Source organism: Streptomyces sp. NPDC048415 (assembly GCF_040651675.1).
Taxonomy (GTDB): Bacteria; Actinomycetota; Actinomycetes; order Streptomycetales; family Streptomycetaceae; genus Streptomyces.
Window position 1 is genome coordinate 12,182 of record NZ_JBEZKJ010000054.1, and the last position, 13,232, is coordinate 25,413.

Genomic DNA, 13,232 nt, shown 5'->3' on the forward strand with positions numbered 1-13,232 from the left:
CGGGCTCAGCAGCCCACCCGCGCAGCCAGCCCCGCGACCCCGGGGACCCGGTCCCGGTAGGTCTCCGTCACGAACGTCAGGAAGGTCTCGATGTCCCTGGGCTGTGACGACACGCCCAGCGAGACGCGGACGGCGCCCGCCGACGGCAGCTCGAGCAGCTCCAAGTAGGCCTCCAGGGAATCGAGTTGCCGGTGCGCGGCCGAGCGCAGTCGGCGCAGCGGCAGGGCGAACGCCGCCTCGCCGGCGCCCGGATTGCAGAAGCAGCCGGTGCGCAGGGAGATACCGCGAGCGGCGCTGTCGCGGGTGACGATCCGCTCGTCGACGATGCGGCCGTCCGCTCCGAGCAGGTTCAGCGCCACCGTGGCGCCGCGGGCCGCCCCGCCGCCCTCGGGGCCGTACAACCGGACCATCGGGGAGCCGTCGCTGTGCCGCAATGTCCTGAGGCCCCCCAGTAGTTGGCCGGTCAGCGCGGTGACATGGGCGTGCACGCGGTCCATGCCGATGCGGTCGATCCACTCCAGTCCGGCCGTCACATCCGGCAGCGAAAGGAAGTTCACCGTGCCGTCCTCGAAGGCCGCCTCGTCGTCCGCGAGGACATGCCACTGGGCCTGCGCGCTGACCGCGTAGATGGTGCCGCCCGAGAACCAGGGGCGGCGCAGCCGGGCGAGGGCCTCCCGGCGGGCGATCAGGCTGCCGACGCCGGTGGGGTGACCGAAGACCTTGTACCAGCTGACCACGGTGAAGTCGGGGTGGAACCGGGACAGGTCCAGGCTGTTGGCCGGCACGAAGGCGGCCGCGTCGAGGAGTACGTCGTAACCCAGCTCCTGAGCCTGCGCGATCCACTCCAGCGGGTGCTGGACACCGGTGAAGTTGCTCTGTGCCGGGTACGCCAGGAGCCCGCGCGAGCGAGAACCCGCACGCCCTGCCAGCGGGCGGCGGTCCTTGCCGCGCAGGATGCCAGGCACCCTGCTCCGCCCGGACAGCGCTGACCGCAGTCGCCCCTCATCCATCTGCAGGCCTGGCCCGCTCACCGGCACGTACGCCGCGATGGCGCCGCGCGCCCGCGCGTACTCCCGCAGACCGTTGACCGAGTTGTGGTTGTCCAGCGACATCACCAGTCTGCTGCCGCGGGCGAACGGATACGCCTCGCCGACCAGGCGCAGGGCGCCCGTCGCGTTGGGGGTGAAGATCACGGCGTACTCGGCGGGGTCGGCGTTGAAATGCCGCAGGACCGCTTGGCGGGCCTCGGCGAGCAGGAGTCCCGAGGCGCGCGAGGCCGGGCTCTCGGAGTGCGGGTTGCCGAATAACCCGCCGGTGATCCGCTCCGCGCTGCCGGTGACGAGTGAGCGCGGGGGGAGCCCGGCGCCCGTGTGGTCCAGGTAGGTGTGCGCGCCTTCGTCGAGGTAGCCGAACTCGTGTGCCCGCAGCTCGGCGAAACTGCCGGACCCACCGCTGGAGCAGCCCCCTATGTGGCTTACCGTCTGTTCCTTTTTCATGTGTTCCCCCTGTGCCCCTCCGCCGGACCGGTCGGTCTCGTGCCGCGGCCCGGCGCTTCATGAAACTTCAACCAAGGTTGCGTGCGGACCTGGTCCTCCCCTGTGCCGGGGCGGCGAACAGTGGTTGGGTGGGCCCCGGCCATGCCATCCAACACGCAGGAGAGCCCCGCAGCCATGAGCAACCCCTACACCTACGAATACAAGGTCGTCACCTTCCGCGAGTCGCTGATCGGCGACGCACTGGACAGCGGAAAGCTGGAGAAGGTCCTGAACAAGCACGCCGAGGACGGGTGGGCCCTGAAGGCGATCACGTCCGCCGACGTCAAGGGCCGCATAGGTCCCGGCGCGGTCGAGGGGCTGCTCCTCACGCTGGAGCGCCCGCGCCGGTAGCTCCGCGTAGTGCGCGGCGCGCCGAGGCGGGGGATGCTGTAGCTGATGGGACAGCGGATCCGCAGGTGCTCCTGATGCCGTCAGTGGCCTTCCTGCCTGGAAGGCCACTTACCGCTGGGCTGATGCCCCGGGCGCGCAGAGGGCCTCTTCCGGCGCCCACCCGCGACCGCTGGCGACCAGTGATGTCAGGACGGTGCGGCAATGAAGAGCGACAGCACACTTCGCGGTGAGGTCATCACCACCCACTCGGTGTTCGGCGCGCCGTGCTGGGTGAGTCTCACCACGCGCGATCTGCGAGCCGCCCAGGACTTCTACCACGCCGTGTTGGGCTGGGACTGGCACTCGGACAGCAAGATGGGGGACCAGTACAGGATCGCGCACGTGGCAGGAGTCCCCGTCGCCGGAGTCTCCGAGGTGGGCTTCGTAGCGAGGACGGCCGTCTCGTGGACGCCCTATTTCGCTGTGTCCAGCGCGGACGAGGCAGTGTCACGAAGCCAGGAACGTGGCGGTACGACCGCGGTGGGACCGATCTCGCTGCCGCCGGGACGGGCCGCGTTGCTGGCCGACCGGGACGGGGCGGTCTTCGGTATCTGGGAGGGCGAGCTCGTGGCCGGCTGGGCACAGTGGCGCCGGGCGGCACCCGCCTTCATACGGCTGCACACCCGCGACGCCTTCGACGCCGCCATCTTCTACGGACAGGTGCTGGGCTGGGCGACCTCGACCCCGGGTTGCTGCGAGGTCCGTTACGAGGAGAACGAGGTCGTCCTGCGCAGCGAGGGCGACATCGTGGCCCGCATCCACTCGGGTGCGGTGGAGGCCGCCCCCGACCCCACCATCAGGCCGCACTGGCAGATCCACTTCGCGGTCTGCGACGTCGAGGCCTGCGCCCGGGCCGCGCGGGCACACGGCGGTACGGCCCATCAACAGGGGGTCGGCTCGACGGAGGCGGTCCTCAGCGACCCTGACGGGGCGCACTTCACCGTGACCTCCAAGATGATGGTCTAGGACCTGTCCGGCCGATCACGGCGATCACGGCGAACACGCGGGGGTGGCACGCGCTCCCCCACACTCGGCTTCGCTCGCGTGGGGCCCCCGTCCTGACGGCGCTCTCCCCCTGTTTCGGCCATCTGGCGGTACTGCTGGGGGCGTGCGGCCCTGCGAGGATGGCGGCGCGGTGGTGACCCGGCAGACGGCCTGGGCCGCGGGTGCCTCGGCAGGCGAAAGGCCGCCTGTGCCGCGCGGCGGGTAGATCATCGGCGGCGCGGGTGCCTCCGCAGGCGCAAGGCCGCCCGTGCCGCGCGGCGGCCAGATCATCGGCGGCCGTCAGGGCCGGGCAGAGCCATACGGGCCCCCGACCCGGGCATGGCCGGTACGTCCGGCTGGGCGAAGCGTTCCCGGTCGGCGGGTGCTGATCCTCGCCGCGCCGACGGTGTCCACCTGGCCGGGCCCAGGCGCGTACCGGCGAACTCGCCGCGGCCCACGACGCGACGGAATCCGCGGTTCGGGCTCCAATAGAGGGTGACGGGATACCACCGGTACGACAGCGCCGCCGGACCCCGCGGTCCCTGGACGGCGCCATGGAGGTCCGCGATGCCCACTGCTCTCCGGCTGCTGCCCGCCCTCTCCCCCGACCATCGCGCCCGGCTGATGAACGTGGCCCGCGAGGTCTCGTTCCCCGCGGACGGACGGATCTTCGAGGCAGGGGGCATCGCGGACCGCTTCTGGGTGATCCGCTCCGGAACCGTCTCCCTGTATCAGCGGGTCATCGGGGACAGGCGCATCACGGTCGCGCAGCTGGGGCCCGGTGATCTGCTCGGCTGGTCCTGGCTGTTCCGGCCGCATACGTGGGATTTTGGTGCCGAGGCCTTCAGCCCCGTACGCGCCTACGAGTTCGACGCGGGTGACGTACGGAGCCTGTGTGAAGCGGATCCGACACTGGAGCTGTCCCTGACCCGGACGATCGGCGCCATCCTGGCCCACCGCCTCGAGACGACCCGAGCGGCGCTGATCGACCATTACGCGCGCCACGGCGGTGGCCGCTGAGAGCGAGTGGGCACCCTGGCCGGCCGGGCTGAGATAGGAATCTCCGTATGGACGACAGCCTGAACTCCCCTGATCTCCCGGATTCGTTCGAACTCCTGCCCGGCGCCCCCGAATCGCCCGTGATCCTGCACGTACCGCACTCCTCGCGGCAGATACCGGCGCCGGTGCGCGACGGCATTGTGCTCGACGACGTGGCGCTGGAGCTCGAGTTGGACCACATCACGGACGCGCACACCGCCGAGCTGGCCGCCGCCGCGGCCGAGGCGGCCGGGCTCGCGCCGTGGCGGTTCGTCAACCGGCTGTCCCGGCTGGTGATCGATCCCGAGCGCTTTCCCGACGACCGGGAGGAGATGCTGGCCGTCGGGATGGGCGCGGTGTACACGCGGACGACGCATCGCGCGCCGCTGCGGCCCGCGGACGTGGATCCGCGGCCGCTGGTCGACCGTTTCTTCCACCCGTACGCACGGGCGATGACGGCGGCGGTCGCCGACCGGCTGGCCGCCACCGGGCGGGCCGTGGTCCTCGACGTGCACTCCTATCCGACGGCCCGGCTGCCCTACGAACTGCACGGCGACGGGCCACGGCCGCCGATCTGTCTGGGCACTGATTCCTTTCACACACCACCGGAAATGGTCGCCCTCGCGGAGAAGGCGTTCGCGGGCCTGGGCGGTGCGGGCATCGACAGCCCGTTCGCCGGCGCGTACGTGCCTCTGCGGTACTACGAGCGGGAGCCACGGGTCACGGCGCTGATGGTGGAGATCCGGCGGGACACGTACATGACCGAGCCGGGAGGCCCGGCGGGCCCGGGGTTCTCCCGCGTCGCCTCGGCGCTGACGGCCCTCGTCGACAGTGTGGGCGGGTAGCCGTGGTGCGCGCGGACACATGAGGGGCCGAAGGCCGCCCGATCGGCATCGACGAGAGCACCGAGTTGTTCCTGTCGGGCAACGCCCGGTCCGTCTTCCACCTCCCGGATCATTCATAGATGCTTGAGCCGGAACAGTGTTCGACCTGAGGTGAGGGCAGCCCAGCGATGGCTTTGCAGATCAGCGCCACCAACCCGGAGCATCCCGCGCTCCTGCTCGAACTGCCCTGGCAGCTGCCCCTGGAGGAGTGGCCCGAGCACTACCTGGTGCCGCTGCCGCGCGGCATCTCCCGGCACGTGGTGCGCTACGCGCGCGCCGGGGACGAGGTGGTGGCCGTCAAGGAGCTCGCCGAGCGGCCCGCCGTGCGCGAGTACGAGCTCCTGCGCAGCCTGGACCGGCTCGGTATCCCGGCAGTCGATCCGCTCGCCGTGGTGACGGGGCGCAGCGACCGGGACGGTGCGCCGCTGGAGCCCGTACTGATCACCCGGCACCTGGGCGGCTCCATGCCGTACCGGTCGATGTTCGAGACGACGATGCGGCCCGCCACCATGCACCGGCTGATGGACGCGCTGGCCGTGCTGCTGGTCCGGCTGCATCTGGCGGGGTTCGCGTGGGGCGACTGCTCGCTGTCCAACACGCTGTTCCGGCGGGACGCGGGAGCGTACGCGGCCTATCTGGTGGACGCCGAGACCGGGGATCTCCACTCCCAACTCAGCCATGGGCAGCGGGAGTACGACCTCGATCTCGCCCGGGTCAACATCAGCGGCGAGCTGCTGGACCTGGAGGCGGCCGGGGCCCTGCACCCGTCGGTGGACCCGATCGAGTTCGGCATGGAGATCTGCGCGCGCTACGGGAGCCTGTGGGAGGAGCTGACCCGCACCTCCGTGTACCCGGCGGGCAAGTACCACTACATCGACCGCCGCATCCGCCGGCTCAACGACCTCGGCTTCGACGTCGCCGAGATGCAGATAGCCCACTCCTCCAACGGCGACACCGTCACCTTCGTGCCCAAGGTCGTCGACGCGGGCCACCATCAGCGCCAGCTGCTGCGGCTGACCGGGCTCGACACCGAGGAGAACCAGGCGCGCCGGCTCCTGAACGACCTGGAGAGCTGGATGGCCACCCAGGACGACTACGCGCCCGGCGACCCCCTCGCCGCCCGCCCCGAGGTGCTGGCCCACCGCTGGGTGCGGGACGTGTTCCGGCCGACCGTCCGGGCCGTGCCGCTGGACCTGCGCGGCTCGATGGACCCGGCCGAGCTGTACCACGAGCTGCTCGAACACCGCTGGTTCCTGTCCGAGCACGCCCAGCACGACATCGGCCTGGACACGGCCGTCGACGACTACGTCGCGCACATCCTTCCGAAGGTCCGAGACGCCCTGCCGCCACGGGCGGAGGTGCCGGTGTCGCCCGGTGAGTAGCCGGTTCCTGAGCAAAGGGGACCGATCGTACATACGATTGGGCGTGTACCGGCCCCACGCCGTTCCCCCCGAGGCGTCGCCCGGCCGGGACGACACTGACCTGCACGGGGTGGGAGACGTATGGCACAGGCCGCCAGTCCAGCGCGGACCGTCATTCTGACCGTCGATGACGATCCCGGGGTGTCGCGCGCCGTCGCCCGCGACCTCAGGCGGCGCTACGGCGAGGCGCACCGGATCGTGCGCGCCGAGTCCGGGGAGGCCGCGCTGGACGCGCTGCGGCAGCTGAAGCTGCGCGGTGACCAGGTCGCGGTGATCCTCGCCGACTACCGGATGCCGCAGATGAACGGCATCGAGTTCCTTGAGCAGGCGCTCGACGTGTATCCGGGCGCGCGCCGGGTGCTGCTGACCGCGTACGCGGACACGAACGCGGCGATCGACGCGATCAATGTGATCGATCTGGATCACTACCTGCTCAAACCGTGGGATCCGCCCGAGGAGAAGCTCTACCCGGTCCTTGACGACCTGCTGGACGCCTGGCGGGCCAGCGACTACCGGCCCGTTCCGACGTGCAAGGTGGTCGGGCACCGGTGGTCGGCGCGCTCCTCGGACGTACGGGAGTTCCTGGCCCGCAACCAGGTGCCCTACCGCTGGTACTCCTCCGACACGCCGGAAGGGCAGCGGCTGCTGGCCGCCGCCGGGCAGGACGGCGAGCGGCTGCCGCTGGTGATCACGCCGGACGGAACGCCGCTGGTCGAGCCCGAGGATCCGGATCTCGCGGCGCGGGTGGGGCTGGCGACCACACCGACCGCGGAGTTCTACGACCTCGTCGTCATCGGCGGCGGTCCGGCCGGGCTCGGCGCCGCCGTGTACGGCGCGTCCGAGGGGCTGCGGACCGTTCTCGTGGAGCGGTCGGCGACCGGAGGGCAGGCAGGGCAGAGCTCCCGGATCGAGAACTATCTCGGCTTCCCCGACGGCGTCTCCGGGGCGCAGCTCACCGACCGGGCCCGCCGCCAGGCGGCGAAGTTCGGTGCCGAGATCCTGACCGCCCGCGAGGTGACCGGCCTCGCGGTCACCGGGGCGTCGCGCACCATCCGGTTCTCGGACGGTTCCGCGATCTCCGCGCACTCGGTGATTCTGGCGACCGGTGTCTCCTACCGGCAGCTCGAGGCGCCGGGACTCGCCGACCTGACGGGGTGCGGGGTCTTCTACGGTTCGGCGCTCACCGAGGCGGCCGCCTGCCAGGGCCACGACGTGTACATCGTGGGCGGGGCGAACTCCGCCGGGCAGGCCGCCATGTATCTGGCCCGGGGCGCCAAGTCCGTCACCATCCTGGTGCGCGGCTCCTCGCTGTCCGCGTCGATGTCGCACTATCTGGTTCAGCAGATCAATGAAGCGCCCAACATCACCGTGCGCACCGGCGCGGTCGTCGATGCCGCGCACGGCACGGACCATCTCGAACAGCTCACCCTGCGCGATGTGACGAGCGGGCACACCGAACTCGTGGACGCGCAGTGGATGTTCGTGTTCATCGGCGCGGCCCCGCTCACCGGCTGGTTGGAGGGGACCGTGCTCATGGACGCGCGCGGATTCATCATGACCGGCCCGGACATGACGCCCGACGGGCAGCCGCCCCGGGGCTGGGAACTGGACCGGCCGCCGTACCACCTGGAGACCAATGTGCCCGGCGTGTTCGTGGCCGGCGACGCGCGAGCGGAGTCCGCGAAACGGGTCGCGTCCGCGGTCGGAGAGGGAGCCATGGCCGTCATGCTCGTCCACCGTTATCTGGAGCAGTCATGAGCGCGCGGCCGATGCCGTGCGACGCGGCGGAGCTCAGCACGCTGTTCCTGTTCGAGAAGCTCAACGCGGAGCAGCTCGAGCGGCTGTGCCGGGAAGGCCGCGTGGAGCAGTTCGAGCCCGGGCCCGTCTATTCCGAGGGCGATCCGGCCACCTGCTTCTACGTGCTCCTCGAAGGCACCCTCGTGATGTCGCGCCGCGTCGGCGCCGACGATGTGGAGATCAGCCGCAGCTCCCAGCGCGGGGTGTACGCGGGCGCCATGCAGGCGTATCTGGCCGGACCGGACCAGGCGTTCTACAAGGGCTCCGTACGGGTCACCGAGCCCTCGCGTTTCTTCACCCTGCCCGCGGAGACGTTCTCGGCGATCCTGCGGGACTGGTTCCCCATGGCCGTCCATCTGCTGGAGGGGCTGTTCTTCGGCAGCCAGAACACTCAGCGGGCGATCGGCCAGCGCGAGCGGCTGCTGGCGCTCGGCTCACTGTCCGCCGGACTGACTCATGAGCTCAACAACCCGGCCGCGGCGGCGGTTCGGGCCACGTCCACGCTGCGGGACCGGGTGGCCCACATGCGGCACAAGCTCGGCGCGATCGCGTCGGGCCCCTACGCGCGCGACACCCTGGCGACGCTCGTCGAGATCCAGGAGCGCACCGCCGAACAGGTCGCCAAGGCCACTGCGCTCAGCCCTCTCGAGGCCTCCGACCGGGAGGACGCGCTCGCCGACTGGCTCGACGACCACGAGATCGCGGGCGGCTGGCAGTTGGCACCGACGTTTGTGCAGGCGGGGCTCGACACGGACTGGCTGGACCAGGTCGCGGCCGCCGTGGACGAGCAGACCCTCGAAGGCGCGGTCCGGTGGCTGAACTACACCGTGGAGACCGAGCTGCTCATGAACGAGATCGAGGACTCCACGACCCGTATATCGCACCTCGTGAACGCGGCCAAGCAGTACTCGCAGCTCGACCGTGCTCCCTACCAGGTGGCCGACGTGCACGAACTGCTGGACAGCACGCTGCTGATGCTCTCGGGAAAGATGGGCTCGGGGATCAAGGTCGTCAAGGAGTACGACCGCACGGTGCCGAGGATCCCCGCCTATCCGGGCGAGTTGAACCAGGTGTGGACGAACCTCATCGACAACGCCGTCTCGGCGATGGGCGGCGAGGGGACGCTGACGGTGCGCACCGCGCTCGATCGGGACCAGGCGCTCGTCGAGTTCGGTGACACCGGGACCGGGGTTCCGCCGGAGATCCGCGACCGCATCTTCGACCCGTTCTTCACCACCAAGCCGGTGGGTGAGGGCACCGGTCTCGGCCTGGACATCTCGTGGCGGATCGTCGTCAACAAACACCACGGGAGCCTCCAGGTGCAGTCCGTGCCCGGCGACACGCGCTTCCAGGTACGCCTTCCCCTGACCGCTACGGACACCTCCGAGGAGCCGTCATGAGCACGCCGACCGGAATCGACCCCTCCGTCCCGCCGAGCGGCACCGGCTGCACCGAATGCGACGCCGCCGGCGGATGGTGGTTCCATCTGCGCCGGTGCGCCCAGTGCGGCCACATCGGCTGCTGCGACGACTCGCCGGCCAAGCACGCCACCGCCCACGCGCAGAACACCGGCCACCCGATCATCCGCAGTTTCGAGCCGGGCGAGAGCTGGTTTTGGAACTACGACACGTCCGATGTGTACGAGTCGGGGCCCGACCTCGCTCCCCCGGTGAGCCACCCGGCCGACCAGCCCGTCCCCGGACCCGCGGGACGCGTCCCGGCGAACTGGGCGGAGATCCTGCGCTAGCGCACCGACCGGCCGTACATCTCGCCGAGCGGTTCGGCGAGCAGTTCGACGCGCGCGCCGTCGGGGTCGCGGAAATAGATCGACGTGTCGCTCTCCCGCACGTACTCGACCCCCGCGGCGTCCAGCCGCTCGCCCAACCGTCGCCAGGTGGTGGGGTCGACCGAGATGGCCAGGTGGTGGAGTCCGCCGAGTACCTCGGCGTAAGGGCCGAGGTCGAGTCCGGGGAAATCGAAGAAGGCCAGCAGATTGCCGTTGCCGAGGTCGAAGAAGAAGTGGGTCGACCCTTTGTAGTCGCGGTTCTCGATCATCTCCGTGAGCGGGAACCCCAGGGTCTCCTGGTAGAACCGCACCGTCCTCTCCACGTCCGAGGAGAGCAGCGCGACATGGTGCACACCGCGGGCGGAGCTGGCCGGTCTCTCCACGACCAGATACGCGTCCCGGATCCGCTGCCGCCGCGCCTCGATCGCTGCCGGGTCCACCGGATCCATCGGGACCTCCTGAGGTAGCGCCGGAACACCCTTGGTGGTGGATTCAACCAGTTTGGGCCAACTGTAGACCACCCCTCCTCCCGGTCAAGCGCACCTGTGCCGACCACCCCCGTCCGGATGCGCGCGGGAGCGTTCGGGACGATGCTGGAGACATGTCCGGACGGGCTCCATTGATCGTGCACCCAGCGTTGGGCACCGGCGGTCGCCAGGTGACCGCGCGGGGAGAGAACCTCGGCATGGCGTTCTCCGACGAGGACCTGATCGAGTTCCTCGGCCGGGCGGGTCTGCCCGATGCGGAGGACCTCCTGGACGACCCGGCGTGGGTGAAGTGGCGTGGGGGCCAGGCGCACTACTACGGGGCCGCCTAGTACGCCGATCGGTTCATCGAGCCATCGCGTTGCTCCGAACGGGGGGCGCGTTCACCCGACCCGGTGGGCGGCGGCAAGGGCGCGTACCACCGGCATACAGAGGGCCGTTGCCTCGTCATGGACAGCACTCTCACAGCCCCGCGCCGCATTCCGTCCCGCGCGTACGCGGGCCGCCCGTACGCCGAACTGACCAATGACTACCGGAGCCATCCGCCGATCTACGCTCAGCTCGTCGCGGAGTGGCGGGCCGAGGGCCGCCTGGTTCCGGAACGCCGCGATGTCCGCGAGGTGCTGTGGGCCTCCTTCGCCGCACCCGCTCCTGAAGCGGAGGACGAAGTCGAGCCCGTGCCCGCGGTTCCTGTTCCCCGTGGTCTGCCCGGCTGGTGACGGCTATTCCTCACCGAGGGGGGCGAGGACGGCGAGCGTGCCGTTGGCCTGACGCAGCGCCAGCTCCAAGGGGGCCGCGAGGTGCAAGGCACCGGTTCCGTCGGGCGGGATGATCCACTCCAGGGATCCCGCGGACCGGTACGGCGGCGGTACGGCGATCCACGATCCCCTGCCGAGGTGGCGGATGCCCGAGCCCACCCAGCGGCTGGCCGGGTCGGGCGGCATGAAGAAGCCGACGCGGTGGGCGGCGCAGTCCACCAGCGTGGGTCCCGGCACCTGAAGCGGCTCGCACCACAGGATGTCCAGGGCGAGCAGGCCCAGTTGTTCGGGAACGCTCAGCACGTCCCAGAAGCGCCCGGCTTCGAGGAGGACGCCGCCGCTGCCCTGGTCCCACTCCCGTTTGCACGCCCGGGGATCCTTGGCGGCCGCGGCGAGCCACTCCACACTTTGCATCCACATCGCGTTCGTCATGGACCACCCCGGGGATATTCCCCTCCGCTCGGCAGGCGCGGAGAAAGACGCAGCCTCGGGACTCGTGGTTGCCCATCCGCCCCTCGGCATACGCATGTTGGTAGATATTTCTATGCGGCGGAAGGGGTGGCGCGGTCTGGCGTTTTCCGCTGGGCGGTTACGGTGCGTGGCGTGGGGCGTGCAGTGAGCGCAGGGGGCCGCCGTGCAGTGGGGTCGTGTGCCACCGCGCGGTGAACGTGCGGTCGAGGAGGGAGCAGGTCACCGTCATCCGGTGCGGCGTCTCCAGGAAGAGCACGTCGATGCCCAGGGTCTGCGGGTCGGTCCACCCTCCGCTCACCGCTGTGGGGACGGGACCCGGGTCGACGGTCCAGCCGGGTGCGCCGAGCCGCAGGTCGAGCCGCCTCTCGCCCTCGGCCAGCGAGACGCGCCAGCCGCCCGCGTCCGCAGCAACCTCGACCCCGGTCAGACTGCGCTGGTCCGCGCAGGCGCCGCCGGCCGGGACGAACTCGGCGCCCGCCCAGGCGTCGCCGCGCTCCGGCGGCTCGGAACGCGCCTCGACCGGTGGCAGGGCGAGCCGGTCGAGCCGCCGCCGCAGCCCGTCCTCCTGTCTGCCCGGGAGCGGAGCGGTGCCGAACGCGGGCAGCAGGTGCTGCCACACCAGGTTCAGGAGGTCCTGCATGCGCTCGGTCGCGGCGGTCGTCGCGATCACCGCGTCATGCTCGGGCAGGACGAGACAGAACTGCCCGTACGCCCCGTCGCCGCGGTATCCGTGCCGCGATCTCCAGAACTGGAATCCGTACCCCTGCTGCCAGTCCGACAGCGCCCCCTCGGCCGTACCGTCCGCGTTGGAGACGTGCGCGCGAGTGGCCTCGGCGATCCAGGTGGCCGGGAGCAGCCGCCGTCCCTCCCAGACGCCGCCCCGCAGATACAGCTGGCCCAGCCGGGCGATCGCGTCGGTCGCGGCGTGCAGACCGCTGAACCCGAGGTCGCGACCGGCCCGGTCCCGCGTCCAGGCGGCCTCGCCGATGCCCAGCGGGTCGAGCAGCCGGGGCCTCAGATAGGCGGTCAGCGACTGGCCGGTCACGCGCTGGACAATCGCGGCGAGGGCGTAGGTGGCGGACTGGTTGTACGCGAACACGGTGCCGGGGTCACGGTCCGGCGGGATCAGCAGGAAGCCCCGGACGCCCTCCTTCCGGTCCAGCCGGGCCGCCGCGGCGTAGGTCTCGGCGACGTGGCCGCTGGCCATGGCGGCGATATGCCGTACGAGCATCGCGCGGCTGCGCGGGTCGGTGATGTCGGCCTCGAACTCGGCGAAGTGGGAGATCACCGGGTCGTCGAGGTCCAGCAGACCCTCGGCGACGGCGAACCCCGCTGCCGTGGAGGTGAAGCTCTTGCTGACCGAGTAGAGCAGTTGCAGGCGCTCGGGGGTGTACGGCGCCCACCAGCCGGAGGCCACGACGTGACCGTGCCGCAGGATCATCAGGCTGTGCGGTTCCATGCCCGCCTCGGCCTCGACGGCGTCGAGGAACGCGTGAATGCCCGACGCGTCGACTCCCTGCTCACCAGGTGTGCTGACAGGCAGGGGACGGGCACTCATAGCGGCTCCGGGCGGCTCGGGGCGGGGGATGCGGCGCGGTGGACGGGCAACGCGTGCATGGGTCATCTTTCCCGTGCGGGCTCGGGCGTGTCCACGAGTTGCGGCGGGGTTGTGTACACGCACGC

The 13,232-nt window shown here is 70.8% G+C and carries 14 protein-coding genes; 10 read left to right on the forward strand and 4 right to left on the reverse strand.

Annotation, left to right across the window (positions count from 1 at the left end; all coding sequences use genetic code 11):
• Positions 1 to 5: 5 nt before the first annotated feature.
• The gene (locus tag AB0D27_RS29085) at positions 6 to 1,496 is read right to left on the reverse strand and encodes an aminotransferase class V-fold PLP-dependent enzyme (RefSeq protein WP_362514809.1); all 1,491 of its coding nucleotides are present in this window, start codon (positions 1,494 to 1,496) and stop codon (positions 6 to 8) included.
• 174 nt (positions 1,497 to 1,670) lie between these two features.
• Here AB0D27_RS29085 and AB0D27_RS29090 point away from each other — a divergent pair, with 174 nt between their 5' ends.
• The 8 genes from AB0D27_RS29090 (at position 1,671) to AB0D27_RS29125 (ending at position 9,796) form a co-directional block, all read left to right on the forward strand.
• Complete coding sequence (locus tag AB0D27_RS29090) at positions 1,671 to 1,886, forward strand: DUF4177 domain-containing protein (protein ID WP_362514812.1); 216 nt, start codon at positions 1,671 to 1,673, stop codon at positions 1,884 to 1,886.
• Between the two features lie 201 nt (positions 1,887 to 2,087).
• The gene (locus AB0D27_RS29095) at positions 2,088 to 2,891 is read left to right on the forward strand and encodes a VOC family protein (protein WP_362514815.1); all 804 of its coding nucleotides are present in this window, start codon (positions 2,088 to 2,090) and stop codon (positions 2,889 to 2,891) included.
• 585 nt (positions 2,892 to 3,476) lie between these two features.
• Positions 3,477 to 3,929, forward strand: a complete 453-nt coding sequence (locus tag AB0D27_RS29100) for a cyclic nucleotide-binding domain-containing protein (protein WP_362514818.1) — start codon at positions 3,477 to 3,479, stop codon at positions 3,927 to 3,929.
• Between the two features lie 47 nt (positions 3,930 to 3,976).
• Positions 3,977 to 4,792 (forward strand): N-formylglutamate amidohydrolase, encoded by an 816-nt coding sequence (locus tag AB0D27_RS29105; protein ID WP_362514821.1) that lies wholly within the window; start codon positions 3,977 to 3,979, stop codon positions 4,790 to 4,792.
• Between the two features lie 167 nt (positions 4,793 to 4,959).
• Positions 4,960 to 6,213 (forward strand): DUF4032 domain-containing protein, encoded by a 1,254-nt coding sequence (locus AB0D27_RS29110; protein WP_362514823.1) that lies wholly within the window; start codon positions 4,960 to 4,962, stop codon positions 6,211 to 6,213.
• 120 nt (positions 6,214 to 6,333) lie between these two features.
• Positions 6,334 to 8,010 carry an FAD-dependent oxidoreductase gene (locus AB0D27_RS29115; protein WP_362514826.1) on the forward strand — a complete coding sequence of 559 codons (1,677 nt, stop codon included), beginning with the start codon at positions 6,334 to 6,336 and terminating at the stop codon, positions 8,008 to 8,010.
• Positions 8,007 to 9,449 (forward strand): ATP-binding protein, encoded by a 1,443-nt coding sequence (locus tag AB0D27_RS29120; RefSeq protein ID WP_362514829.1) that lies wholly within the window; start codon positions 8,007 to 8,009, stop codon positions 9,447 to 9,449. Before AB0D27_RS29115 ends, AB0D27_RS29120 begins: the two co-directional genes overlap by 4 nt.
• Positions 9,446 to 9,796: a UBP-type zinc finger domain-containing protein gene (locus AB0D27_RS29125; protein ID WP_362514832.1), complete on the forward strand. Its 351-nt coding sequence runs from the start codon at positions 9,446 to 9,448 to the stop codon at positions 9,794 to 9,796. Before AB0D27_RS29120 ends, AB0D27_RS29125 begins: the two co-directional genes overlap by 4 nt.
• Here the strand turns inward: AB0D27_RS29125 and AB0D27_RS29130 are convergent.
• Complete coding sequence (locus tag AB0D27_RS29130; RefSeq protein WP_362514835.1) at positions 9,793 to 10,284, reverse strand: VOC family protein; 492 nt, start codon at positions 10,282 to 10,284, stop codon at positions 9,793 to 9,795. The two genes, AB0D27_RS29125 and AB0D27_RS29130, sit on opposite strands and share 4 nt — an antisense overlap.
• Before the next feature lie 152 nt (positions 10,285 to 10,436).
• Here AB0D27_RS29130 and AB0D27_RS29135 point away from each other — a divergent pair, with 152 nt between their 5' ends.
• Together AB0D27_RS29135 and AB0D27_RS29140 are read left to right on the forward strand one after the other, a co-directional pair.
• Positions 10,437 to 10,652 carry a hypothetical protein gene (locus AB0D27_RS29135; protein WP_362514838.1) on the forward strand — a complete coding sequence of 72 codons (216 nt, stop codon included), beginning with the start codon at positions 10,437 to 10,439 and terminating at the stop codon, positions 10,650 to 10,652.
• Positions 10,653 to 10,769: 117 nt separating this feature from the next.
• The gene (locus AB0D27_RS29140) at positions 10,770 to 11,039 is read left to right on the forward strand and encodes a hypothetical protein (RefSeq protein WP_362514841.1); all 270 of its coding nucleotides are present in this window, start codon (positions 10,770 to 10,772) and stop codon (positions 11,037 to 11,039) included.
• Between the two features lie 3 nt (positions 11,040 to 11,042).
• Here the strand turns inward: AB0D27_RS29140 and AB0D27_RS29145 are convergent, their stop codons facing one another.
• Together AB0D27_RS29145 and AB0D27_RS29150 are read right to left on the reverse strand one after the other, a co-directional pair.
• Complete coding sequence (locus AB0D27_RS29145) at positions 11,043 to 11,510, reverse strand: hypothetical protein (RefSeq protein WP_362514843.1); 468 nt, start codon at positions 11,508 to 11,510, stop codon at positions 11,043 to 11,045.
• Positions 11,511 to 11,667: 157 nt separating this feature from the next.
• Positions 11,668 to 13,107 carry a serine hydrolase domain-containing protein gene (locus AB0D27_RS29150; protein WP_362514846.1) on the reverse strand — a complete coding sequence of 480 codons (1,440 nt, stop codon included), beginning with the start codon at positions 13,105 to 13,107 and terminating at the stop codon, positions 11,668 to 11,670.
• Positions 13,108 to 13,232 lie beyond the last annotated feature (125 nt).